General features: G+C 65.7%; 21 protein-coding genes. 7 read left to right on the top strand and 14 right to left on the bottom strand.

Annotation, left to right across the window (positions count from 1 at the left end):
- Window positions 1-28: 28 nt before the first annotated feature.
- From FLL57_RS07505 to FLL57_RS07490, 4 genes are all read right to left on the bottom strand, one after another.
- Window positions 29-574: a GNAT family N-acetyltransferase gene (locus FLL57_RS07505; protein WP_142882558.1), complete on the bottom strand. Its 546-nt coding sequence runs from the start codon at window positions 572-574 to the stop codon at window positions 29-31.
- Between the two features lie 44 nt (window positions 575-618).
- Window positions 619-2283 (bottom strand): efflux transporter outer membrane subunit, encoded by a 1665-nt coding sequence (locus tag FLL57_RS07500; RefSeq protein ID WP_142882557.1) that lies wholly within the window; start codon window positions 2281-2283, stop codon window positions 619-621.
- Window positions 2284-2357: 74 nt separating this feature from the next.
- Window positions 2358-5525 carry an efflux RND transporter permease subunit gene (locus FLL57_RS07495; protein WP_142882556.1) on the bottom strand — a complete coding sequence of 1056 codons (3168 nt, stop codon included), beginning with the start codon at window positions 5523-5525 and terminating at the stop codon, window positions 2358-2360.
- Window positions 5522-6739 carry an efflux RND transporter periplasmic adaptor subunit gene (locus tag FLL57_RS07490; RefSeq protein WP_142882555.1) on the bottom strand — a complete coding sequence of 406 codons (1218 nt, stop codon included), beginning with the start codon at window positions 6737-6739 and terminating at the stop codon, window positions 5522-5524. Before FLL57_RS07490 ends, FLL57_RS07495 begins: the two co-directional genes overlap by 4 nt.
- Window positions 6740-7051: 312 nt before the next feature.
- Between FLL57_RS07490 and FLL57_RS07485 the strand changes: the two genes are divergently transcribed.
- From FLL57_RS07485 to FLL57_RS07475, 3 genes are all read left to right on the top strand, one after another.
- Window positions 7052-7378 carry a GCG_CRPN prefix-to-repeats domain-containing protein gene (locus FLL57_RS07485; protein WP_013502830.1) on the top strand — a complete coding sequence of 109 codons (327 nt, stop codon included), beginning with the start codon at window positions 7052-7054 and terminating at the stop codon, window positions 7376-7378.
- Window positions 7379-7450: 72 nt separating this feature from the next.
- Window positions 7451-8137: a response regulator gene (locus FLL57_RS07480; RefSeq protein ID WP_142882554.1), complete on the top strand. Its 687-nt coding sequence runs from the start codon at window positions 7451-7453 to the stop codon at window positions 8135-8137.
- A 35-nt stretch (window positions 8138-8172) separates the two neighbouring features.
- A complete protein-coding gene (locus FLL57_RS07475; protein ID WP_433962612.1) occupies window positions 8173-9273 on the top strand; it encodes an ATP-binding protein in 1101 nt (366 codons plus the stop codon).
- Between the two features lie 116 nt (window positions 9274-9389).
- Here the strand turns inward: FLL57_RS07475 and FLL57_RS07470 are convergent, their stop codons facing one another.
- The 9 genes from FLL57_RS07470 to soxY all read right to left on the bottom strand — a co-directional run bounded on the left by FLL57_RS07470 (window position 9390) and on the right by soxY (window position 18579).
- Complete coding sequence (locus FLL57_RS07470; RefSeq protein ID WP_142882552.1) at window positions 9390-10682, bottom strand: NAD(P)/FAD-dependent oxidoreductase; 1293 nt, start codon at window positions 10680-10682, stop codon at window positions 9390-9392.
- A gap of 39 nt (window positions 10683-10721) precedes the next feature.
- Window positions 10722-11987 carry an NAD(P)/FAD-dependent oxidoreductase gene (locus FLL57_RS07465; protein ID WP_047308423.1) on the bottom strand — a complete coding sequence of 422 codons (1266 nt, stop codon included), beginning with the start codon at window positions 11985-11987 and terminating at the stop codon, window positions 10722-10724.
- Window positions 11988-12021: 34 nt separating this feature from the next.
- Window positions 12022-12441: a c-type cytochrome gene (locus tag FLL57_RS07460; RefSeq protein ID WP_142882551.1), complete on the bottom strand. Its 420-nt coding sequence runs from the start codon at window positions 12439-12441 to the stop codon at window positions 12022-12024.
- A gap of 39 nt (window positions 12442-12480) precedes the next feature.
- Window positions 12481-13593 carry a YeeE/YedE family protein gene (locus FLL57_RS07455; RefSeq protein WP_013502836.1) on the bottom strand — a complete coding sequence of 371 codons (1113 nt, stop codon included), beginning with the start codon at window positions 13591-13593 and terminating at the stop codon, window positions 12481-12483.
- Window positions 13594-13803: 210 nt separating this feature from the next.
- Window positions 13804-14559 (bottom strand): c-type cytochrome, encoded by a 756-nt coding sequence (locus FLL57_RS07450; protein WP_013502837.1) that lies wholly within the window; start codon window positions 14557-14559, stop codon window positions 13804-13806.
- The gene (soxC, locus tag FLL57_RS07445; protein ID WP_047308424.1) at window positions 14543-15838 is read right to left on the bottom strand and encodes a sulfite dehydrogenase; all 1296 of its coding nucleotides are present in this window, start codon (window positions 15836-15838) and stop codon (window positions 14543-14545) included. Before soxC ends, FLL57_RS07450 begins: the two co-directional genes overlap by 17 nt.
- 69 nt (window positions 15839-15907) lie before the next feature.
- Entirely contained in the window at window positions 15908-17605 is a 1698-nt protein-coding gene (gene soxB, locus FLL57_RS07440) for a thiosulfohydrolase SoxB (RefSeq protein ID WP_142882550.1), read from the bottom strand.
- Between the two features lie 142 nt (window positions 17606-17747).
- Entirely contained in the window at window positions 17748-18077 is a 330-nt protein-coding gene (gene soxZ, locus FLL57_RS07435; protein ID WP_142882549.1) for a thiosulfate oxidation carrier complex protein SoxZ, read from the bottom strand.
- A 37-nt stretch (window positions 18078-18114) separates the two neighbouring features.
- On the bottom strand, window positions 18115-18579 hold the full coding sequence (soxY, locus tag FLL57_RS07430; RefSeq protein WP_013502841.1) for a thiosulfate oxidation carrier protein SoxY: 465 nt from the start codon (window positions 18577-18579) through the stop codon (window positions 18115-18117).
- A gap of 182 nt (window positions 18580-18761) precedes the next feature.
- Here soxY and soxA point away from each other — a divergent pair, with 182 nt between their 5' ends.
- The 4 genes from soxA (at window position 18762) to FLL57_RS07410 (ending at window position 22086) form a co-directional block, all read left to right on the top strand.
- Window positions 18762-19583 (top strand): sulfur oxidation c-type cytochrome SoxA, encoded by an 822-nt coding sequence (gene soxA, locus FLL57_RS07425; RefSeq protein WP_142882548.1) that lies wholly within the window; start codon window positions 18762-18764, stop codon window positions 19581-19583.
- Between the two features lie 12 nt (window positions 19584-19595).
- On the top strand, window positions 19596-20333 hold the full coding sequence (gene soxX / locus FLL57_RS07420) for a sulfur oxidation c-type cytochrome SoxX (protein WP_142882547.1): 738 nt from the start codon (window positions 19596-19598) through the stop codon (window positions 20331-20333).
- A 22-nt stretch (window positions 20334-20355) separates the two neighbouring features.
- Window positions 20356-20859, top strand: a complete 504-nt coding sequence (locus FLL57_RS07415; RefSeq protein WP_185966199.1) for a GlcG/HbpS family heme-binding protein — start codon at window positions 20356-20358, stop codon at window positions 20857-20859.
- A 267-nt stretch (window positions 20860-21126) separates the two neighbouring features.
- Entirely contained in the window at window positions 21127-22086 is a 960-nt protein-coding gene (locus FLL57_RS07410; protein WP_047308043.1) for an IS110 family transposase, read from the top strand.
- 112 nt (window positions 22087-22198) lie between these two features.
- Here FLL57_RS07410 and FLL57_RS07405 read toward each other — a convergent pair whose 3' ends face one another.
- Window positions 22199-22789, bottom strand: coding sequence for a SoxW family protein (locus FLL57_RS07405; protein WP_142882546.1), 591 nt, complete (start codon window positions 22787-22789; stop codon window positions 22199-22201).

The following is a 22789-nucleotide window of genomic DNA, read 5'->3' as shown; positions in this document are numbered from 1 at the left end:
TGAGAAGCGCCATTCGTCACCGTTCACCCTAATGCGACGATTGGTCGGCATACACCTTCTGAAACCGGAAGGATTCGCCGCCCGGGATTCCTTCCCGAGTCTCCTGATGCGGATCCGGGTGATGAACGTTGTAGAACTCGACGATCTTGAAGCCGCATTTGTTGACGTAGAAATGGATGTTGCGCTTCTCGAAATACGGCGTGTGCGTTTCCCACGCCAGTGTATCGGGATACATCGCTTCAATCGCGCGCCACGCTCTGGAGCCGATGCCTTTACCGTGATGTTCGGTGGCGACGAAGAACAGATCCAGTGAATTGCGATGCGTGGTGGCTTCGATCGTCAGCACCACCCCGCCGACCCGCATACCGCCCAGCACGACGTGATACGTGACCGCCCCCGGCGCATGGAAGAAATCGCCGAGCTCTGCATCCGACGGGATCGGACCTTCCGGCGCCGTTCCGAATGCCGCTGTGAACCCGGCCGCGAACGCGTCCTGCAGGCCGAGCCGGAACTCCTTCAGCTCGGCTTCCTGCGCCCGAACCAGGATGACACGATTTGCCTCGTCCAATTTCATTGCTTCGTCTCCTACATTGTCGACCTATTTTCCAATCGTCTCACTCACAAAGCAGCACGCCGATGCGTGATCGGACCGGCTGGACGCGGTCCGGTTTCGACGTCGATCACCTCCGGCGTCGGCGCATCGACCTCGCCGTCCCACCCGCCGCCGAGCGCCTTGTTCAGTGCGATGTAGTCCGAGACGATTCGGACCCGGCTCTGCAGCAGTGCGTCTTCGGCGCTGTAGAGCGATCGTTCGGCGGTCAGCACGTCGAGGAAGCTCGACGAGCCGGATCGATACAGCGACTGGGACAGGCTCGCCGCCTGCCGATAGGCCGTGGTCGATGTCGCGAGAATTCGGCCCCGCACGCGCTCGTTGCTCAGCGCCACCAGCGCGTCTTCGACGTCCTTCAATGCGGTGAGTACGGACGCCTGGTAGGCCAGAAACTGCGCGTCGCGCTGCGCCTGCGCGATCTCCACCGCCGCGCGCAATTTGCCGCCGTTGAAGATCGGCATCGTCAGGGTCGGGCCGAGCGACCAGCTAATCGACGAATTCCTGCCGAGATCGCCGAGTCTGGTACCGGAGGTCGCGATGTTTCCCGCCAAGCTGACGCTGGGATACAGCGCGGCTTCGGCCTGCCCGATACGGGCCGTGGACTGCGCGTAGCGGCGCTCCGCCAGCCGCACATCGGGCCGCGTCAGCAGAACATCGGCCGGAATCCCGGCCGGCACCGGCAGCTTCGGGGTCGGGACCGGCTTCGGCCGCGCCAGAAGTGCCGACAGCGCGGCCGGCGGCCGTCCGGTCAGCACCGACAGCCGGTGCACGGTTTGGGCGTAGGCCGTCTCGAGCGCGGGAATGGCGGCGCGCGTCGCCGCCGCCTGTCCGGTGGCGGTGGCGAGGTCCACGGCCGACGCGGTGCCCGCGGCCAGGCGGTTGCGGGTGATCGTGGTGGTTTCGTCCTGCGACAGCGCGGTGCGATGGGCAAGCGCGATGCGCGCCTGATAGGCGCGCGCCTCGACGTAGCTCGACGCGACGTCGCCGACCAGCGTCAGCAACACGGCGCGCAGATTTTCGTCCGAAGCATCGATGCCGTAGGCCGCAGCCTCGACGGCCCTGCGGTTGGCGCCGAACAGATCGAGCTCCCAGCTCGCGTCGAACCCCGCCTTATACAGACCGGAGGTGCCTTCCGATCCCGCCACCGATGACGGACTGCTGAGGTTCGGTCGGCCGGGCGCCGCCGACGGAACCCCCATCCCCTTTGCCAGGCTTGCCGAGTCGCTGTTGGTGATCGCCGGAAGCAGCGCGCCCACCGCCTGCCGATAGCTCGCCCGCGCCTCGCGCACGCGCGCACTCGCCGTCGCAACGTCGAGATTGCCGTCCACCGCCTCGACCACCAGTCGATCCAGGATCGGATCGCGCAAGCGGGTCCACCAACGTGGCAACACGGGCGGCGCAGGGGTCGAGGCGCCCGCCCGGCTCCACTGCGCAGGCGTCGCGACAAGTGGCGTCCGATAGTCGGGACCGACAGCGCATCCGCCGAGCAACACCGCGGCGAGGATCATCAGCGTCGCAAACGATGGCGCCACCCCGGGCTTCGCAGGTGTCACGGGTCTTTCAGGCGCCTGAACGGGCGGCGGCGTCTTTGCAGGGTCCAGGGGAACCTCGATGGCGCACCCGCTCAACGCGGTGGCTATCGAGGCCAGCGATGCGGACGCGGCGAGCAGCACTCCGGCTCTCCGGCAACGCGCGAGCCATCGGCGCGGCCGCATCATCGGGGTTCGTGCTTGCATCATTGCTCTGCTCACGTGTCTTTCGGGGCTGAAAGGCCGAACGCCGCGGGCGGGGTCGGGCTCACGGCGATCTCAGTGCCGGCCGCGCCCTTGAACACACGCCGGACCAAGACGAACAGCAGCGGCACGAAGAAGATGCCCAGCACGGTCGCCGCCAGCATGCCGCCCATCACGCCGATGCCGATCGAATTCTGCGCCGCCGAGCCGGCGCCGCTGGCGACGACCAGCGGCGCGACGCCGAGGATGAACGCAAACGAGGTCATCAGGATCGGCCGCAGCCGCTGCCGCGCGGCGAGCAAAGTGGCGCGGTGCAATCCCAGCCCCGCCTGCTGCCGCGCGATGGCGAATTCAATGATCAGGATGGCGTTCTTGGCGGCAAGACCGATCGTGGTCAGCAGACCAACCTTGAAGTACACGTCATTGCTCTGACCAAGCAGCAGCGCGGCCGCCAGCGCGCCGAACACGCCGACCGGCACCGACAGCATCACGGCGAACGGGATCGACCAGCTCTCGTAGAGCGCGGCAAGGCACAAGAACACCACCAGGATTGAGATCGCGTACAGCGACGCCGCCTGATTGCCGGAGAGCTGTTCCTGGCGCGACAACGCGGTCCATTCGTGGCCGAAGCCGGCCGGCAGGCCGGCGACGAGGCGATCGATCTCCGCCATCGCCGCGCCGGAGCTGACGGAGGCCGCAGCGTCGCCCTGGATCTGAACCGCGGCTGCGCCGTTGTAGCGCTCGAGCCGCGGCGAACCGAAGGTCCAGCGGCTTGAGGCGAAGGCAGAAAACGGAACCATCGCGCCGGCGTTGTTGCGGACGTACCAGAGCCCCAGATCCTCCGGCTGCATCCGGAAGTCCGCCGCCGCCTGCAGATAGACCCGCTTGACGCGGCCACGGTCGATGAAGTCGTTGACGTAGCTGCTGCCCCAGGCGATCGACAGCGTCGAGTTGACGTCGGCGAGATTGAGGCCGAGCGCACTCGCCTTCTCCTGATCGATGTCGATCGAAAATTGCGGCGTATCGTCCTGCCCATTGGGCCGGGTTCCGCTCAGCAGCCGGCTTTTTCCGGCAGCGCCGAGCAGTTGATCGCGCGCGGCCATCAGCCTGTCGTGCCCCGCGCCGTTGATATCCTTCAGATAGAAATCGAAGCCGTTGCTGGTTCCGAGCCCTTCGATCGCCGGCGGCGCCAGCGCGAACACCTTCGCGTCGCGAATGCCGGCGAACACCGCCATGGCACGTTCAGCCACGGCATTGGCGGAGAGGTCGGCGTCTTTGCGTTCGGCGAAGTCCCTCAGACGCACGAAGGCCATGCCGACATTCTGGCCGGCCCCGGAAAACGAGAAGCCCGTCACCGTCATGAGGCCATCCACCGCCTTGGTCTCATGGTCGAGAAAATGGCGGGTGACCTGGTCGAGCACGCGCTCCGTGCGGTCGGTGGTGGCGCCGACCGGCAACTGCACCGACACCATCAGCAGGCCTTGGTCCTCTTCCGGCAGGAACGAAGTCGGCAGGCGGATGAACAACGCCGCGGCGGCGACGATGACGAGCACGAACGCGATCAGCCCTTGCCGCGGACGCCGCAGCATGCCGCGCGCCCCGGCCTGATAGGCATCCGTGCCTCGGCCCAGCACGCGGTTGAACCATCCGAACAGGCCGCGCTTCTCGTCGTGCGGCTTCGGCGGACGAAGAATCGTCGCGCACAGGGCCGGCGTCAGCACCAGCGCCACGATCACCGACAGCACCATCGCGGAGACGATCGTGACCGCGAATTGCCGATAGATCACCCCGACCGAGCCGCTGAAGAAAGCCATCGGCACGAACACCGCCGACAGAACCGTGGTGATGCCGATCAGCGCGCCGGTGATTTCCGTCATCGATTTGGCCGTCGCCTCGCGCGGTGACAGCCCCTCGTCGTGCATCACGCGTTCGACGTTCTCGACCACCACGATCGCGTCGTCGACCAGAAGGCCGATCGCCAGCACCATGGCGAACATGGTCAGCGTGTTGATCGAATAGCCGGCGAGCGCCAGCACGCCGAAGGTGCCGAGCAGCACCACCGGCACCGCCAGCGTCGGGATCAGCGTCGCGCGGAAGTTCTGCAGGAACACCAGCATCACCACGAAGACGAGGACGATTGCCTCGACCAGCGTACGGGTGACGTCGCCGATCGAGATCTCGACGAACGGCGTGGTGTCGTAGGGGTAGACGACCTTGACGCCTTGCGGCAACGTCGGGATCATCTCGTTGACCACCGCCTTGACGGCAGCGGCTGTCCTGATCGCATTGGCGCCGGTCGCCAGATTGATGGCGAGCCCCGTCGCCGGCAAGCCGTTGTAGGTCGACGCGCTGGTGTAGTCCTCGGCGCCGAGTTCCACCGTCGCGACATCGTTAATGCGCACCATCGATCCGTTGCTGTCGCTTTTGACGACGATGTTGCGGAACTGCGCCGGCGTCTGCAGCCGGCTCTGCGCTGTGACGGTCGCGTTGAGCTGCTGGCCCTTGCGCGCCGGCAGGCCGCCGAGCTGGCCGGCCGAAACCTGGGTGTTCTGCGCCTGAATCGCTGCGGTGACGTCGGCCGGCGTCAACGCGTATTTCAGCAGCTTCTCCGGATCGAGCCAGATCCGCATCGCATAGCCGCCGCCGAACAACTGGGTATTGCCGACGCCTTCGACCCGCTTGAGCCTGTCATTGAGCGAGCTCTTCACATAGTCGGCGATATCGGTCTCGCTCATCTTGCCGTTGGTCGAAACGAAGCCGACGATCATCAGAAAGCCGTTGGTGGATTTGGTGACCGAGAGCCCCGTGGTCTGGACGATCGACGGCAGCAGCGCGGTGACGAGCTGCAGCTTGTTCTGCACCTGCATCTGCGCGACGTCCGGATTGGCCTTGTTGGTGAAGGTGATCGTGATCTCGGCCTGCCCGCTCGAGGTCGACGACGCGGTCATGTAGTCGAGGTTGTCGTGTCCGGTCATGCCCTGCTCGATGACCTTGGTCACCGAGTTCTCGACCGTCTGCGCGTCCGCGCCCGGATAGCTGGCGCTGATCTGGATCGTCGGCGGCGCGATCTCCGGATATTGCGACACCGGCAACGTGGTCAGCGCCAACAGCCCGCCGAGCATGATCACGATCGCGATCACCCAGGCGAAGATCGGCCTTCGGATGAAGAATGCGGAGATCATGGCTCTGCCCTTGGACGCGCGGCGCGTCGTTGCAGCGGCAGCCGTTCGCGCACTTCGCCGGTCGTGTCGTCGACCACGACTTCGGTGCCGGCGGCCATCTGCCCGGGACGCACATATTGCGTGCCTTCGACGATCACCCGATCGCCGTCGCGAACCCCGGCGCCGATCAGCCAGTTGTTGCCGACGCTGCGGATCACGGACAGAACGCGTTCCTCGGCCTTGCCGTCCTTGTCGAGGAACATCGCGACCGCCTCACCCTTGGTGTTTCGGGTGACGGCGCGCTGCGGCACCAGGAAGCTGTCGGGCGCGACGCCCTCTTCGACCACGGCGCGGGCATACATGCCGGGCAGCAGCAGTCGCTGCGGATTCGGAAACACCGTGCGTAACGTCACCGTGCCGGTCGAGGTGCTGACATTGGCCTCGGAGAATTCCACCTTGCCGGCCAGCGGATAGATCGCATCGTTTTCCAGCTTCAGTTTCACCGCGACATGCGGACCGCTCACTTTCAGGCGTCCGGAGTCGATCGCCTGCCGCAGGTTCAGCAGGTTGGTGCTCGACTGAATCACGTCGACGAAAATCGGGTCGAGCGTGCGGATCGTGGTCAGCAAGCCGGTCTGGCCGGCCGTGACCAGCGCACCGGGCGTCAGGGACGAGCGGTCGGTCCGGCCGCCGATCGGCGCCTTGATCGTCGTGTAGTCGAGGTTGATCCTGGCGGTCTCGACGGCGGCTTTAGCGGTGGCCACCTCCGCTTTCGCCTGGGCAAGCGCGGCAACGGCATCGTCGAAATCCTGTTTGCTGACGGCGTTCTGTTTGACGAGGCCCTGATAGCGCTCCGACTTGGCCTGCGCGCTGGGCACCGCAGCTTCCGCCTTCCGCAAAGCCGCGACAGCGCTGTCATAGGCCGCCTTGTAGGGCGCAGGATCGATCTGGTAGAGCGCCGCGCCTTCGGCGACTTCGCTCCCCTCGGTGAACAGGCGCTGCTGAACGATGCCGGACACCTGGGGACGCACCTCGGCCGTCTGCGACGCGACGACCCGACCGGGAAGCTCCGCGGTTATCGCCACCGCCTGCGGGCGCAGCGTCACGATGCCGACCTCGGGACGGTCGACGCCGGCGGAATCGGCGCCGTGATCGTCCGACTGGGGCTTGCAACCGGCAAGCGCCACGGCAAACGCCAGAGCCGCGATCGCGGCAACCGTTGAATGGGACGACACGGGCTTCACTCTCGCGGGAGTACGACGGGGGCGACCACCCAGCCGGAGCGTGGGAGCGCGATGCGATGACGCGCGAGACTTACCTGCAGCGCATTGGTCGCGTGTGGAGACTATGTGGAGACTTGATGGAGACGGCGATCCGCCAGCCGCCCGACACCGCCCGATCAAGACGAATTTTAAAATATTTTCAATATGTTACGAGATATTCCAGGCCACCGGAGCACGCTCGCCGTCGGCAGGATTTTGGCCGCGATCTTCGCTAACAACAGACGGGTCGCCGATCGCGACGTTGTCAGGGAGCTCTGTGAGCCGATGAAAAAGTTGCTGTTGAAAGCCGCGGTACTGATGGGCACGCTGTCGCTGTGGGGCGGCGGTGCGGTGGCGATGCCGCTCGGCCATGCGCTGCACGCGTCGCCGGATGTGATCCAAGCCGACTGGCAATGCGGCCGAGGATGGCATGTCACGTCCTGGGGCACCTGTCGTCCCGATCGCCGCCTCGGCTATCGGTTTTCATCGTGGCCGTACCGCTATGATGGCTACCGCGCCTACGACTGGAGTGACGATCACGACTGGCGCCATGACCACGACCCGTCCGATGACGACGCTCCGCCCGCCTACGACTGGTCATGGGACCACTGAACCGGGCGTGCCCCAAGCCGGGCCGATCGGGCAAGCCGTCCCGATCGCCCCGCCCCTGTTGGACGATCGACTATGAACGAACTCATCCTGATTGCTGAAGACGAGCCGGAAATCGCCAAGATTCTCGACGCCTATCTGGTGCGCGAGGGATTCCGCACGGTGAATGCGGCCGACGGGCAGACGGCGCTCGATCAGCATGCGATCCTGAAGCCGGATCTGGTGCTTCTGGATGTGAAGATGCCGAAAATCGACGGCTGGGACGTCCTCGCCGAGTTGCGTCGCAGGGGCGAGACGCCGATCATCATGATCACGGCGCTCGACCAGGATCTCGATCGTCTGCAAGGATTGCGTCTCGGCGCGGACGACTACGTCGTCAAGCCGTTCAACCCGCTCGAAGTCGTTGCCCGCACCAAGGCGGTTCTGCGACGGTCGGGTCACGCGACCAGTCGAACGATTCTCCGCATCGGTCAGCTCGAAGTCGACCTCGAGAGTCACCTTGCGAAGGTGCACGGCGACGACGTCTCGTTGCCGCTGCAATTGACTCTGACCGAATTCCGGCTGCTGGCCCACATGGCAAAGGCGCCGACCCGGGCTTTCGCCCGCAACGAACTGATCCACGCCTGCCTTCCCGGCGGCGATGCTTTGGAGCGGACGGTCGACAGCCATGTCAGCAATCTGCGCCGCAAGCTCGACGAGGCGGGCGCAACCGGGATGATGTCGGTGGTGCGCGGCGTCGGCTACCGACTGACGGCCGCATGAAACGGTCTCGCCTCAGCGGGCAGATCACGCTGTCGATGAGCATCGTCGCCGCCATCGCGGTGCTGATGGTGTTCGTCGGCACGTTCATCTTCTACACCGTCTATCTGATCTGGTTTCCGCCGCCGCCCGGCCCGCCGCCGCTGCTGCCGGAAGCATCCGACTTCGTCCTGATCGCGATCTTCCTGCTGCTAGGCCTCGCCATCGCGATCCACGCCGCGCTGCGGCTGACGCGGCGCATCCTCGCGCCGCTGAATTCGCTGGCCGAAGGCGCGCGCAGGATCGCAGCCGGCGACCTCACCGCGCGTGCGGTGGCGGGCGATCGCTCGCTCGGCGAAACCGCGCAACTGGTCGATGATTTCAATGTGATGGCCCAGCGTCTGCAGGACGTCGCGGAGTCGATGGCCTCGTGGAACGCCGCGATCGCGCATGAACTGCGCACACCGCTGACAATTCTGCGCGGCCGCCTGCAAGGCCTCACCGACGGCGTCTTCGACCCCAGCGACGAGCTGTTCAGGAGCCTGCTGGCTCAGGTCGAAAACCTGTCGCGTCTCGTCGACGATCTGCGGGTCGTGACCCTGTCGGACAGCCAGCGCCTCGACATGCGTGTCGAGGCGACGGATCTCGCCAACGAGGTGGCGCAGGCGGTCGAAGCGATGCGCCCTGCCCTCGACGGAGCCGGCTTCACTGTTCGGATGACGACCCAGCCGGTGACGCTGCCATGCGACGGCGCGCGGATCCGACAGGCGTTGCTCGCGCTACTGGAAAACGCGCGCCGCTACGCGACGCCGGGGGTCATCGAAATCCGGATGAATCTGGAGAACACGGACGTCGTCATCGCGGTCGAAGACGAAGGGCCCGGCCTGAGCGCGGAGTTCGCCGCACAAGCCTTCGATCCATTCGCGCGCGCCGAACCCTCCCGGTCTCGGCAATTCGGCGGCTCCGGCCTCGGACTGTCGGTGGTCCGGGCGATCGCCGAGGCGCATGGCGGACACGCCCGATACAGAACATCGAAAACGGGTGGCTCGGTCTTCGAGATCGTGCTTCCCCTCGACGGCGCCGCCGCCGACAGCAAGGCTGCGACCGGCGGAGACTCCATTGTCCGCAGACCTATGATGCCCCTTCCGACTGAACATTGACGGTCCTGACGATCCGCGGCGCCGCGCGAGTGACGTCACCAATGATGCGGACGCCAATCGATTTCTGAATGACGTCCGGCCCCCCTGCCGGATCTGTCCACCCGCCTTGTTCTTGATCAGCCGAAAATGTCCGTGGTCATGCCGACGTACCAGCCGGCCGCCTCCCGCGCCTGCTTGGCGCGGAGCTGCGGGCCCTCGTCGAGCTGCGAAGTATAGGGGTCCGACATCACGATCTTGCCGTCCTGCGGTGTGTAGCGGGCGCCGTTCTTGATCGCGTCGTCGGGCGCAAGTTCGCTCCAGCAGTGGTTGGTGAAACGCACCGGCATCCGGCGGTCGCCGACCAGATCGGCGCGGATGATCATCGCGGCGATCTTGCCTTCGTTGTTGGCGGCAAAGCCGGATTTCGGAAACTCGCCGCCGGTGGCGGAATCGCCGATGACGTGGATCGACCGATCGATCAGCGACCCCATGGTGCCGGCATCGACCGGGCAGAACCCGCTGTCGTCGGCGAGACCGGCGTCGCGGCCGAGCCTGCCGGCGATCTGCGGCGGGATGACGTTGACCAGCGCCGCCTTGTGGGTTTCGAAATCGGTGGCGACGGTCATCGCCTTCGGATCGACCGCCTTGATGCCGCCGTGGATGGTCGGATCCTGCCACTCGATCATGCCGGGATAGTGCCGCTCCCAGCCGTCGATGAACAAGGTCTGCATCGCGAAGTGATCCTTGGCGTCGAGGATCACGATGCGGGCGTTCCTGACGCCGCGGCTCTTCAACGCATGCGCGATCATCGAGGCGCGTTCGTACGGCGCCGGCGGGCAGCGATACGGATTGGGCGGAGCGACGATCACGATCAGCGCGCCGTCGCCGAGCGCATCGAGCTGGCGCTTCAGAAGTTCGAACTGCGGGCCGCCGCGATAGCCGTGCGGCATCCGTTCGGCGGCCGCCTCGGAATAGCCGGGGACCGCGTCCCAGCGGAAATCGATGCCCGGCGACAGCACCAGCCGATCATAGCCGAACCGTGCGCCGCCTGTGGTCCGCACTTCTTTCTTGTCGCGATCGATCGCCGAGACCTGATCGAACACCAGGCCGACGCCGTGCGCGGCGACGCCCTCGTAGCCGAACGACAGAGTCTCGAACGGCTTCAACCCGCCGAGGTAGAGATTCGAGGTGAACGGCGTGACGTAGCGGCGGTTGGCCTCGATCAGCGTCACGTCGATCGCATCGCTGCCGTGGCGCAGATATTTCGCCGCCGTCGCACCGCCGGCTCCGCCGCCGACCACAACTACGCGCGGCTTGGCCTTGGCAATCACCGGACAGGCGAACATCGCCGTTGCCGCCGCGGCGACGCGAATCACACCGCGGCGGCTGATCAGGTTCGGCTTGGACACGTCGTCGCTCCGCAGATTCAAGCGCAGGCCGACGCACCAAGGCGCCGGCCCGCAGTGACGTCAGGAGAAAATATCGGCGGTGATGCCGGCATACCATCCCATGTTCTCTTCCGAGGTCTGCAACCGAATGCCGGCGTCTTCGCCGGTCTTCGACACGAACCCTTCGATCTCGGCGATCTTGCCGTCCTTCGGCTCGTAGCGACCGCCGATCTTCACCGTATCGTCCTGCGCCACCACCGACCAGCAGGTGTTGGCATAACGCGCCGGGAAGGTGCGCGATCCGGTCAGTTCGCCGCGCACCGCATTGGCCACCACCTTGGCCTGGCTGTTGGCCGCGAAAGCCGATTTCGGCATCGCGCCGGCAATCGAGGCATCGCCGAGCACGTAGATGTTGGCATCGATCGACGACTTCATGTTGGTGGCGTCGATCGGGCAATAGCCGGATTCGTTCACCAGGCCGGCCTCGCGCGCGATCTTGCCGGCCATCTGCGCCGGGATGACGTTGACCATGTCGGCCTTGATGGTCTCGAAATCGGTGGTGACGGTCATCGCCTTGGGATCGACCCCCTTGATGCCGCCGTGCATCTTCGGGTCCATCCACTCGACCATGCCGGGATAGTGCTTCTGCCAACCTTCCTGGAACAGCGCCATCTTGGAGAACTTGTCCTTGGGATCGAGCACGATGATCTTGGACTTGCTGTGGCCCTTGGCCTTCAGCACCTTGGCCATCACCGAGACGCGCTCATACGGGCCCGGCGGGCAGCGATACGGGTTCGGCGGCGCCACCATCACGATGGTCGCGCCATCCTGCAACGCGTCGAGCTGCTTCTTGACCAGCTTGGTCTGCGCGCCGGGCTTCCAGCCGTGCGGCATGATCTCGGCGGCTTCTTCCGAATAGCCGGGCACCGAGTCGAACTTGATGTCGATGCCGGGCGCCATCACCAGCCGGTCGTACGGCACGGTGGAGCCGTCGGCGAGCTTGACCTCCTTCTTGTCGCGATCGATCGCCGCCGCGAACTGGCGGACGTGCTTCACGCCGTAACCACCGAGTTTGTAGCCATGGCTGATCGACTCGAACGAGCGCATGTCGCCGAGATACAGATTGGAGTGGAAGCAGGTGACGAAGGTCTCCAGCGGCTCGATCATCGTGACCTCGACCGCTCCTTGCGAGTCCCGCGCGACGTATTTCGCCACGGTGGCGCCGCCCGGCCCGCCGCCGATCACCACCACGCGCGGCTTGGCCTGTGCGCGCAGCACGCCGGGCATTGCGACCACGCCGGCCGCCGCCAAAAAGCCAGCCGAGAACTGGCGCCGATTGATCCTCATCTCGTCCCCTCCAAAACATGTTGTGTGTCGTCGACTACCGGATGTCTCCACTCCGGTCTGCGGTGCGCTCGATTTGTTGTTTTTCGATGCTGCCGAAATAGCTCGCGAGCGCCGCGATCTCTTCGTCATTGAACTTTGCGGCGATCGCCCGCATCACCGGATTGTCGCGAACCTTGTCGCGATATTCGGTGAGCGCGGCGACCAGCTCGGGCTCGTCGCGGCCGACGATCGAAGGGATGCCGTCGAACCGTCCGCTGATCTGATGGCAGGTGACGCATTCGCTCGACAGATACTCGCCAAGCTCGCGGTCGCCGCCGGCCTGCGCTGGACCTGCGAACGCACAGCCAAGCAGCATCGCCACCACGCTCAGCAACGAGCGCAGCGCGACGCCGATCTGCAGCGCCGGCCAGCGGGCGCAATCCGAACGATCGAAATATCGGCCGGGCACGGCCATCGTCATCCTCCCGAGACAAAGTCGTGTTGGCGTGCCGGCTTAGTTGCCGGTCTGTTTCGCCGAAAGAGCCGGCTCGATCGCCGATTCCGCCTTCACTTCAATTTCCGCTTTGGCGTCGAGCAGCATGTGCGTCGCCAGCGCGCCGAGCCACATCGACGCCAGCGCCAGCCAGGCGGTCACCGCGAAGATCGAGCCGCCGGTGACGCCGGCGCCGACCGCGCAGCCGCCCGCGAGCATGCCGCCAAATCCCATCAGAAACGCACCCGATGCGTAACGCCCCATGCTGAGCCCGTCGTGAAATCCTTGCAACTTCCAATCGCGGCCGATCAGCGCCGCCAGCAGCGAGCCGGCGAACACGCCCGGCACCAGCCCGATGTCGAAGCCGAGCGGCACCGAGGGCGAGTTGATCAGCCCCATCAGCGTGTCGGCGGACGGTCCGGTGAAGCTGACGCTCTTGATCTGGGTCGGCTCGAACGAATGCTGAGCCAGGATGTAGGTGACCAGCCAACCTCCGGTGACCGCGAGGCCGACGCCGATCGCCGCGATGCCGGTGACGATGCCGATCCGGTTGCGCCAGCCGAGCCACACCGCCCACAGCAGCACCGCCACGCCGAAGCCGGCGCCGATCACCGGGCCGGCGTGGACCACGGTGAGCAGGTTGCGCGACGCGCCGCCCGGCAGCGTCCACAGCGACGTGAGGAATTCGCGCGCCGGCGACAGCACGCCGCGCAGCGACGCCTGCGCCACGATCGTGAGGATCAGCCCGGTGACCAGCGCGCGCAAATTCCCCGTGCCGGACAGCACCAGTAGACGGCTGGCACAGCCGCGCGACAGGATCATGCCGGCGCCGAACATCAGCCCGCCGATGATCGCGCCCGACAAGCTGCCGGTGGCGGCGAGCTGGCGTGCTTCGGACACATCCAGCACGCCGGAGGTGATCGCGACCTGAGTGGCGGCGACCGCGGCGGAAAACGTCAGCAGCCAGACCGCGAGCTTGGGACCGAACGAGCTTTCGGAGAACTCGATCACCGCCGAGCGCAGGCAGAACCGGCTGCGTTCGGCGGCGGCGCCGAACACCAGCCCCACCAGCAGACCGCCCGCGGTCAGCAGCGTGGTTTCGCCGAAACGCTCGATGAGCAGGTCGAGATCCAAAAGAGGCGTTCCTCGTCATTGCGGCGCGCTCGACTGCAACCCGTCGTCGGTTCGTCCTCGATCTTCCATAGCGGCCGCGGAACGGCGAATTGTCGTTCCGCACGCACCGATCGACATTGATCTGGCGCAATCGAACTAATCAACCAGCGCAGCGCCGGTGCAATTACTTGGCGTGCGCCGCGCAGAAATTGCGGCGCACGCCATCTCGTATCAGTCCACCTTCGGTCCAGCCTTCTCGTCGGGCGTGACGTCGATCGCAATGGCGCGGCCGATCACCTTCGGCGCCGGACCACAGTCCTTCATGCACGGGCTCTTCTTCCAGAACGACTTCTCCGCGACATCGCGGTCGTCTTCGTAGAAGCCGTCGGCATTCGGCATCTTCACCTTGGCGAGATTGTCCTGGTTCAGCTCGAAATCCTGATCCTTGATGACGTCGTTCATGTTGAGCAGATACGCCGTCAGCGCGTAGATCTCGTCGTTACTGAGCGAGCGGGCGTTGCCGAACGGCATCGCGTGGCGGACGTAGTCGTACAACGTGGTGGCATCGGGCCAGTACGAGCCGATGGTCTTGTCGGGACGATCCGCCTTCAGCGTGCCGTGGCCGCCGGACAGCACCGGATAGCGGCCGACGCCTTCGCCGAACTCACCATGGCAGGTCGAGCACTTCTCCTGGAACAGCGCATCGCCTTCGCGGGCGGTGCCGCGGCCCGGCGGCAGCCCCTGCCCGTCGGGCCGCACGTCGATGTCCCAGGCGGCGATTTCCTCCGGCAGCGCCGGACGGCCCAGACCGAGCTTCACCGGCGCTGGCGGCGCGGCCGGCACGGCAGCCTGCGCCGAAGCCTTCGCTTCCTTCACGATGTCCTTGGCCTTGTGCCCCGGCTTGTGTTCGGCGCCGGCCTGCGCCAGCGGCAGCACCATCGCGGCGACGACGGCGAGGCCAGCGACAGCCTTAAGCGATTTCGACATTTTCCGTCACTCCGTCGGGATGCACGAGCCAGGTCTGGATGCCGTTGTTGTGGTACACGGAGTTGACGCCGCGGATCTTGCGCAGCTCCGCCTTGGTCGGCTGCACATAACCGGTCTCGTCGATCGCGCGCGATTGCAGCATCAGCTCCTCGCCGTTCCAGTCGAAATCGACGTAGAACCGCACGATCGACTTGTTCAGCACCGGGCCGTCGATCCGTGCCTCGTACCAGTTGCGGCCGCCGTCCATCGACACGTCGACACGCTTGACGGTGCCGCGGCCCGACCAGGCGATGCCGGTCAGCACATTGCGGCCCTTGAACTTCAGCGGCGCCTGCGGCGACGGCGAGGTGATCACGCTCTTGGCGTCCATCACGAAGGTGTACTTGCGCGCGCGGCCATCTGGCATCAGGTCGGTGTACTTCGACGTCTCCTCGCGGGTCTGCCACGGCATGTCGCCGACCTCGATGCGGCGCAGCCATTTCACCCAGAGATTGCCCTGCCAGCCGGGGATCACCGCGCGCAGCGGATAGCCGTTCTCCGGGCGCAGCGCCTCGCCGTTCATCGCATAGGCGATCATCACGTCGTCGAGCGCCTTCTCCAGCGGCAGCGACCGATCCATCCCGGCGCTGTCGGCGCCTTCGAGCAGCAGCCATTTGGCATTGGACTTGACGCCGGCCTGCTCCAGCAGCGTCTTCAGCGTGACGCCGGTGTACATCACGTTGTGGATCATGCCGTGGGTGAACTGGCAGCCGTTGAGCTGCGCGCCGCGCCATTCCATACCGGAGTTCGCCGCGCACTCCAGAAAGTAGATCTTGTTGATGCGCGGCATCCGCTTGATGTCGTCCATGGTGAACACCAGCGGGGTGTCGACCAGGCCGTGGATCATCAGCCGGTGCTGCGCCGGATCGATCTCGGCGATGCCGCCGTGATGCCGCTCGAAGCACACGCCGGACGGGGTGATGATGCCGTCGAGCGCATGCAGCGGCGTAAAGTTCACCGAGGATTCCGGCGAAGCGGTGAGCCACGACACGTCGCGGCGGATCACGTCCTTTTCGAATTTCGACGGCACCCCGTAGGGCCGCCTGTCGACGCCGTCGCCGAGATAGCGGTTCCAGTCCTGAATCTCGGTGATCGCCGGATCCGGCTTCGGCGCCGGACCGGCCGTGGCCGAGAGCGACGGCAGCATCGCCCCGGCACCGGCGAGGCCGGCCGCACCAAGTCCGGCCGCGCCGAGAAACCGCCGGCGATCGAGGACGTCGGATTTGGGCTTCTCACTCATGCCGCTTGCCTCTCTTCTATCGGGATACGTGAATATGTGGAGCACGGCTGCGTGCCGTCGCGGCGCGGGTTACGCGCCGGAGACCTTGACCGCGCTGTTGGGTTCGATCTTCACCGCGCCGGCGCCCGCGACGTGCTTCTCCAGCACCTCCCAGATCGGCGGCCCTTCGGTACCCTGGTTGACGCTGGCCCAGCCCGACACCGTGTACTTCTTCGACGCCTCGATCGGTTTGCCGGTCGCCAGATGCGTCATGTTGGAGATGCGCGAGCCCATCTCCTTGGAGACGTCGATCGCGTAGCCCATGCCGCCGGTGCGCACCATGTCGCCGCCGCCCTGATAATAAGGGTCGGGATGGAAGATATTGTCGGCGATGTCCTCGAGCACGTTCTTGAGCTGCTCGCCGGTCATCTCGGTGCGGTAGCAGTTCGGATAGGTGATCGCGGTGGCGTTGGTGATCGCCTCCCAGGTGATGCTCTCTTCCGGCAGCAGCGTGCCGCCCCAGCGGAAGCCGGGCGACAGCGCGATCTCGGTGTCGCGCTGCTTCAGCATCGCGTCGCAGATCAGATCGTCGAAGGTGCCGTTGAAATTGCCGCGGCGATACAGCAGCGAGTCGGTCTTGCCGACGACGCGCGCGAGATCCTTGGCGTAAGGCGCGCGCAGCTTCTCGACCAGTTTGGCCATCTCCGGGTCCGGCGCGATCGCATCCGCGAACACCGGCATCAGCTTGAAGCGGATGTCGGCGACCTTGCCGCCCTCGACCTTGATGTCGAGCCGCGACACGAATTTGCCGTGAGAGCCCGACGCCACCAGCACGGTGTCGCCGACCTTGACCACGCCGGGCATCGCGTCATGGGTGTGACCGGTGAGGATGACGTCGATGCCCTTCACCCGCCCGGCGAGCTTGCGGTCGACGTCGAAGCCGTTGTGCGACAGCAGCACCACGACCGCAGCGCCCTCGGCGCGGGCATCGTCGACCTGCTTCTGGATGTCCTCCTCGCGGATGCCGAACTCCCAGTTCGGAAACATCCAGCGCGGATTGGCGACGGCGGTGCGCGGCAACGCCTGGCCGATCACCGCGATCTTGACGCCGCCGCGCTCGAAGGTCTTGCGCGCCTCGAACACCGGCTCCTGCCATTCGACATCGCGGACGTTCTGCGCCAGGAACGCGAACGGCGCCTTCTCGGCGATCTCCTTGACGCGGTCGGCGCCGTAGGTGAACTCCCAGTGCCCGGTCATCGCGTCGATCTCGAGCGCGGCGAGCGCGTCGACCATGTCCTGGCCGTTGCTCTTCAGCGAGCTCCAGCTTCCCTGCAGCGCGTCGCCGCCGTCGAGCAGCAGCACCTTGTCGTCTCCGCGCTCGGCGCGCACTGCCTTGACCAGGGTCGCGATCCGGTCGAAGCCGCCCATCTTGCCGTAGTTGCGGGCGAGCGCGGTGAAATCGTCGGCGGTCAGCGCGAATGCGTCCGGCGAGCCGGTGGCGATGTGGAAGTAGTTGCGGAATTCCGCGTCGGTGAGATGCGGCGGCTTGCCCTTGACCTCGCCGACGCCGAGATTGACCGAGGGCTCGCGGAAATGCAGCGGCACGAGCTGGGCGTGGGTATCGGTGATGTGCAGCAGCGTCACCGTGCCGAGCGGATCGAATTTCAGGATGTCGCTCTGGGTCAGCCGCTGCTGTGCCGCCACCCGCCCGATCGGCCCCAGGCCGCCGGCGACCGTCAGCGCCGATGCGGCGGCCGTCGCCTGCAGGAATTCCCGCCTCGAGATCATCGTTTCATCCCTTGCTTCGCGCCGCGTTGGGCACCGCCGCGATGATGCGCGGCTGTTGGTTCGGGCGCAGCTCCGCGTTCCGGGAGCCGATCCGGCTCCCGGTGGTCTGCGACGGATAGTTAGGTCGTGACCTTGGTCGCGATCAGGCGACGGTCAGCTTGTGCTTGGATTCGTACATCGAGCCGTCATCGTCCTTCCACAGGAAGGCGAACTCGCCGCTCTCCGACGCCTTGTAGAAGAACGACTGATACGGATTGGCGGAGATCGCCGGATTCCACTCGGCCTCGAACACCATCTTGCCGTTGAACTGGGCCGTAAAGGTGTTGATGATCTTGCGCGGCACGATCTTGCCGGACGCGTCCTTGCGCTGACCGGATTCCATTTCGTGCGAAATCAGCGTCTTGATTTCGATCAGTTCGCCCGGCTTGGCCTGGGTCGGAACGCGGACGCGCGGGGTCGGTTTGACGGACATTGGAATTTCCTCGCCTGGTTTTGTTGCCGTTGCCGGACTAGCCGCCGCAGCCGCCGATGGTGACCTTCACGCTCGACTTGGTCGAGTACAGCTTGCCGTCCGACATCTCCGCGATGCAGATGATGTTCTGGGTCTGCGCCAGCCGCATCCGGGTCGAGGCCGAGGCTTTGCCGCAAGCCGGAGTGAACTTGTAGCTGACGATGCCGGGCTGCGGATTGCCGTCGGCGAACACGTGTACCGCCTTGACGTAGTCCGCATCGGTCATCGGGCTTTCGACGTCGACGGTGATCGGCACCACCAGGCCGTTCTCGGCGATCTCCGGCACGTCGAGCTTGATCTTGCCGCTGTCGAACTTCTTGTCGCCGTACAGTTTCTTGATCTCGGCATCGACCATCGCCGCGTCGGCGAACGACATCCGCGGCGCGAGCAGTGCGGCAAGGCCGGCGATCCCCGCCAGCGCCAACGCCTCGCGACGACTCGTCTCGGTCTTCATGAACACCATTGGACTTCCTCCATCAGGGAGTCTTTCGCTTCCCTTGCCATAGTAACGCTTGACGATTGCAAGCGCGATCGGTCATGATCCGCAAACATCATTATATTGTTTTTCTTGAATGTAAAGATGCCGGGCCCGCGCCGAGGTATCACCGACCGCAACTCACAAGACGGTCATCGGAGGGAGGAACCATGAGACCCATCACCGCTGTATCAGCGGTGATCGGAATTGTGCTCTGCACAATACCGATCGTCGCCAAGGCGCAGGACGCCAGCGAGAAGGAGATCGAGCGCTACCGCGAGATGATCTCCGATCCGATGTCGAATCCCGGCTTCCTCGCGGTCGACCGCGGTGAACAGCTCTGGGCGGAGAAGCGCGGCACCAACAATGTCTCGTTGGAAAGCTGCGATCTCGGCCTCGGTGCCGGCAAGCTGGAAGGCGCGTTCGCGCAACTTCCGCGCTACTTCAGGGACGCCGACCGGGTGATGGATCTCGAGCAGCGCCTGCTTTGGTGCATGCAGAACATTCAGGGGCTCGACACCAAGGACGTGGTGACGCGCCGCTTCTCCGGGCCCGGCAAGATCTCCGACATGGAAGACCTGGTGGCGTTCATCGCCAACAAATCCAGCGGCATGAAGATCCAGCCGCAACTCAGCCATCCTAAAGAACAGGAAATGGCCGCGGTCGGCGAGGAGCTGTTTCACCGGCGCGGCGGCGTGATGGATTTCTCGTGCTCGACCTGCCACGGCGCCGAAGGCAAGCGCATCCGCCTGCAGGGGCTTCCCTACCTCGCCGGGACCGGAAAGGACGCGCAAGTGACGATGGCGAGCTGGCCGACTTACCGCGTGTCGCAGAGCGCGCTGCGCACTTTCCAGCACCGGATCTGGGACTGCTATCGCCAGCAGCGCTGGCCGGCGCCCGACTACGGCTCCGACGGCATCACTGCCCTGACGCTGTATCTCAACAAGATCGCGGCGGGCGGCGACCTCGCCGTGCCGTCGATCAAGCGCTGAGGGGGCGAAGCCATGATGAAGTTGCATGTTTCGATGCTGGCGCTCGCCCTCGGCGGCGCGCTGTGCTGCACGGCGCCGGGTCTCAGCCGGGCCGCCGATCAGGCGCTCCCCACCAAACCAGCCGGCCCGATGAGCAAGGCGGCGGACAAGGCTGCGAAGCCGGCGGCCGCACCGGCCCCCGCCAAGACCGCGGCGGCCGCATCGACGGTCTCGACCGACACCGTCGACGCCTACATCAAGGCGACCTTCGGCAAGGCGCCGGCAGACTGGCAGCAACGCATCGTCCCCGACGAGACGATGCAGGCCTGCAACAAATATCGCAACGACGTGCCGCACGATGTCGGCGACGCCATCATGAAGCGCGAGATCACCAGGGTGGTGTATCCGGCCGACGGCAAGTTCCTCGGCGACTGGAAGGCCGGCGCCAAGATCGCCAACAACGGCCAGGGCGGCCAGTTCTCCGACAAGCCGGAAACGGTGCATGGCGGCAATTGCTACGCCTGCCACCAGATGGCCAAATCCGAAGTGTCGTTCGGCACGCTCGGCCCGAGCCTCACTCACTACGGCAAGGACCGCAACTACACAGAAGCCGAGATCAAGCAGGCCTACACCAAGATCTACAACTCGCAGGCGGTGGTGCCGTGCTCGAACATGCCGCGGTTCGGCACCAACGGTTTCCTCACCGAACAGCAGATCAAGGACGTGATGGCGTTCCTGTTCGATCCGGAATCTCCGGTGAACAAGGAATAGCCGACAGTAAGGGCTCGATCCGATGACCAGATACATGCTCCCGGCGATCGCACTGATCGCCGGCTTATCGCTCGCCACCCTCGCCCGCGCCGACGACGCGCTGGTGACCACCAAGTCGCTCAGCCCGGAGCTGGCGCTCGACGCCGCCAAGGCGGCGCTCGGCGAATGCCGCAAGCAGGGCTTCCAGATTGCGGTCGCGGTGGTCGACCGCAGCGGCCTGCCGCAGGCGATGCTGCGCGACCGCTTCGCCGGCGCGCACACGCCCAGCACCGCGGCCGGCAAGGCGTGGACCGCGGTGTCGTTCAAGACCGCCACCGGCGAACTGGCCAACATGACCAAGCCCGGTATGCCGCAATCCGGCCTGCGCGACCTGCCCGGCGTCGTCGTGCTCGGCGGCGGCCTGATCATCGAAGCCGCCGGCTCGCTGGTCGCCGGCATCGGCGTCTCCGGCGCCCCCGGCGGCGAAGCCGACGAGGCCTGCGCCAAGGCCGGCATCGAGGCGATCAAGGACCGGCTGGATTTCTGACGCTACACCGCGTCATTCCGGGGCGCGCGCAGCGCGAACCCGGAATCCAGAGGTTAGTGTGCGCGGTGGCTTCCAAGCCGTGCCTGCATCAGATTCCTGTATCTGCGAGGTGCTGGTGCATAGTCAGCACGACGGAGGCCGCTCGGTAGATTCCCGGCCGATCATCTCGCCGTAACCCGGTGCGGGCGCCTCTGTCGGTGTTGCTTGATCGAACAGTCGCACGGGCATTGCCGTTGCGGTGATCGCCCGCATACAGGACCGATGCCCATGACGATTGCAGTGCCGCTTGCGGTTGCGGCCGGCGTCGATGCCGGCCAACGTTTTCTCGATGTCGCGCTGGCTCCGTCGGGCCAGACCTTCCGAATGCCTAATCTGGCCGAGGGCATCGCCGAGATCATCGCCCGCCTCGAACGCTCCGGCGTCAGGCGGGTGGTTCTGGAGGCGATCGGTCCCTATGCCGAACCGCTTGTCAAAGCGCTTTCGGTCGCCGGCTTCGAAGTCGGTATCGTCAATCCGCGCCGGATCAAGGCGTTCCGCGAGGCCGAAGGCGGTCGCGCCAAGACCGACAGGCTGGACGCGCGGCTGATTGCGCGCTTCGCTCTGACTATGCCCGAGACCCTGCGCCCCCTGCCCACCGACACCCAACTCGAGCTGAAAGCGTTGTCGCTCCGACGCCGCCAGCTCACCGAGATGATCGCGATGGAGAAGACCCGGATGAAGCAGGTCCGTGGCACGCTCCTGCTCGATAGTCATCGGGCCGCGATCGCCGCGTTGTCGGCGCAGTGCCAAGCCATCGAGGCCGAACTCGCCAGGCGCATCGGCGACGACGCCGAACTCCGCCGCGTCCTTCACATCCTCAAATCGATCCCCGGCATCGGCGAACGGGTGGCCACGCTCCTCATCACCGACCTACCCGAACTCGGCCAGCGCGATCGCAAGGCCATCGCCAGCCTCGCAGGGCTCGCGCCGCACGTCAGCCAATCCGGCGCAGCGCCGCCTCGCGCCGCCATCGCCGGCGGACGTCCTTGCGTTCGCGCCGCCCTCTACATGGCCGCCCTGGTCGCCGCCCGCCACCACCCCAAGCTCCGCGACGACTACAACACCCTTCGCCTGCAAGGAAAACCCGGAAAGGTCGCGCTCATCGCAATCGCCCGAAAACTGCTCGTCACAGCCAACGCACTCGTCAAAGCCGACACGCCATATCAAGGTAAGACCCTTGACACATGAGACAGTCGCCGGGTTCGCTCGCTACGCGCGAGCGCCCCGGAATGACGGGGTGGAACAGGGCTCCCTAGCCCGCGCGTCGCGCCCCCGGAATGACGTTGATAGTAAGCGCGTCCTACACCGGCCGCTTCAGCCAGTCAGTGAACGGCATCGACTGATAGCCCTTGTCCCGAACGTATTTGAACATCGCCAGGAATTCCGGCGGCTCGAGCAGGCCGGGCATCCGGGCGACTTCGCGGTCCTGCGGCTTCCTGGCGGCGAGGCCGGCGGAGCTCTCCGGGAAGAACTGCAGCGTCGGGGTGAAGCGGATGCCGTAGGCCTGCGCAAACGCCTTCTCGCTCAGCTTGTTGCCGTCGACATCGGTGATGTCGCGGGCGCCGATGTGGTTGAGGTGCAGCACCTCGAAATTGTCACGGATGTAGCTCTCGATCTCCGGATCGCGCATCTGCACCTCGTGCAGCTTCTTGCACGCCGGGCAGCCCTTGAGGCCCCATAGAATCGCGAAGCGCTTGCCCCTGGCGGTGGCGGCTTCGAGATCTTCCTTCACGTCGAGAAAGCTCTGCAAATACCAGTCAAGTTGATACAGCCCATCGTCGCCGAGCACCGGCACTGCTGCGGCCGCCGGCGCGGTGCGCAGCGACAGCGCGCCGAGCGAACCAAGGCCGAGCGCGATAGCGCCGCGGCGCGAGACTCCCGTCGTCGTCAT

Source organism: Rhodopseudomonas palustris (assembly GCF_007005445.1).
GTDB lineage: Bacteria > Pseudomonadota > Alphaproteobacteria > Rhizobiales > Xanthobacteraceae > Rhodopseudomonas > Rhodopseudomonas palustris_G.
Note: the sequence above shows the minus strand (reverse complement) of the source record. Positions and strands in the feature narration are given on the sequence as shown.

What these genes read in the sequence shown, in the direction of transcription:
- FLL57_RS07505 (WP_142882558.1), bottom strand. Translation starts at nt 574, where the DNA reads ATGAAATTGGACGAGGCAAATCGTGTCATCCTGGTTCGGGCGCAGGAA.
- FLL57_RS07495 (WP_142882556.1), bottom strand. Translation starts at nt 5,525, where the DNA reads ATGATCTCCGCATTCTTCATCCGAAGGCCGATCTTCGCCTGGGTGATC.
- FLL57_RS07485 (WP_013502830.1), top strand. Translation starts at nt 7,052, where the DNA reads ATGAAAAAGTTGCTGTTGAAAGCCGCGGTACTGATGGGCACGCTGTCG.
- FLL57_RS07480 (WP_142882554.1), top strand. Translation starts at nt 7,451, where the DNA reads ATGAACGAACTCATCCTGATTGCTGAAGACGAGCCGGAAATCGCCAAG.
- FLL57_RS07475 (WP_433962612.1), top strand. Translation starts at nt 8,173, where the DNA reads ATGAGCATCGTCGCCGCCATCGCGGTGCTGATGGTGTTCGTCGGCACG.
- FLL57_RS07465 (WP_047308423.1), bottom strand. Translation starts at nt 11,987, where the DNA reads ATGAGGATCAATCGGCGCCAGTTCTCGGCTGGCTTTTTGGCGGCGGCC.
- FLL57_RS07460 (WP_142882551.1), bottom strand. Translation starts at nt 12,441, where the DNA reads ATGGCCGTGCCCGGCCGATATTTCGATCGTTCGGATTGCGCCCGCTGG.
- FLL57_RS07450 (WP_013502837.1), bottom strand. Translation starts at nt 14,559, where the DNA reads ATGTCGAAATCGCTTAAGGCTGTCGCTGGCCTCGCCGTCGTCGCCGCG.
- soxC (WP_047308424.1), bottom strand. Translation starts at nt 15,838, where the DNA reads ATGAGTGAGAAGCCCAAATCCGACGTCCTCGATCGCCGGCGGTTTCTC.
- soxB (WP_142882550.1), bottom strand. Translation starts at nt 17,605, where the DNA reads ATGATCTCGAGGCGGGAATTCCTGCAGGCGACGGCCGCCGCATCGGCG.
- soxZ (WP_142882549.1), bottom strand. Translation starts at nt 18,077, where the DNA reads ATGTCCGTCAAACCGACCCCGCGCGTCCGCGTTCCGACCCAGGCCAAG.
- soxY (WP_013502841.1), bottom strand. Translation starts at nt 18,579, where the DNA reads ATGGTGTTCATGAAGACCGAGACGAGTCGTCGCGAGGCGTTGGCGCTG.
- soxA (WP_142882548.1), top strand. Translation starts at nt 18,762, where the DNA reads ATGAGACCCATCACCGCTGTATCAGCGGTGATCGGAATTGTGCTCTGC.
- soxX (WP_142882547.1), top strand. Translation starts at nt 19,596, where the DNA reads ATGATGAAGTTGCATGTTTCGATGCTGGCGCTCGCCCTCGGCGGCGCG.
- FLL57_RS07415 (WP_185966199.1), top strand. Translation starts at nt 20,356, where the DNA reads ATGACCAGATACATGCTCCCGGCGATCGCACTGATCGCCGGCTTATCG.
- FLL57_RS07410 (WP_047308043.1), top strand. Translation starts at nt 21,127, where the DNA reads ATGACGATTGCAGTGCCGCTTGCGGTTGCGGCCGGCGTCGATGCCGGC.
- FLL57_RS07405 (WP_142882546.1), bottom strand. Translation starts at nt 22,789, where the DNA reads ATGACGACGACGGGAGTCTCGCGCCGCGGCGCTATCGCGCTCGGCCTT.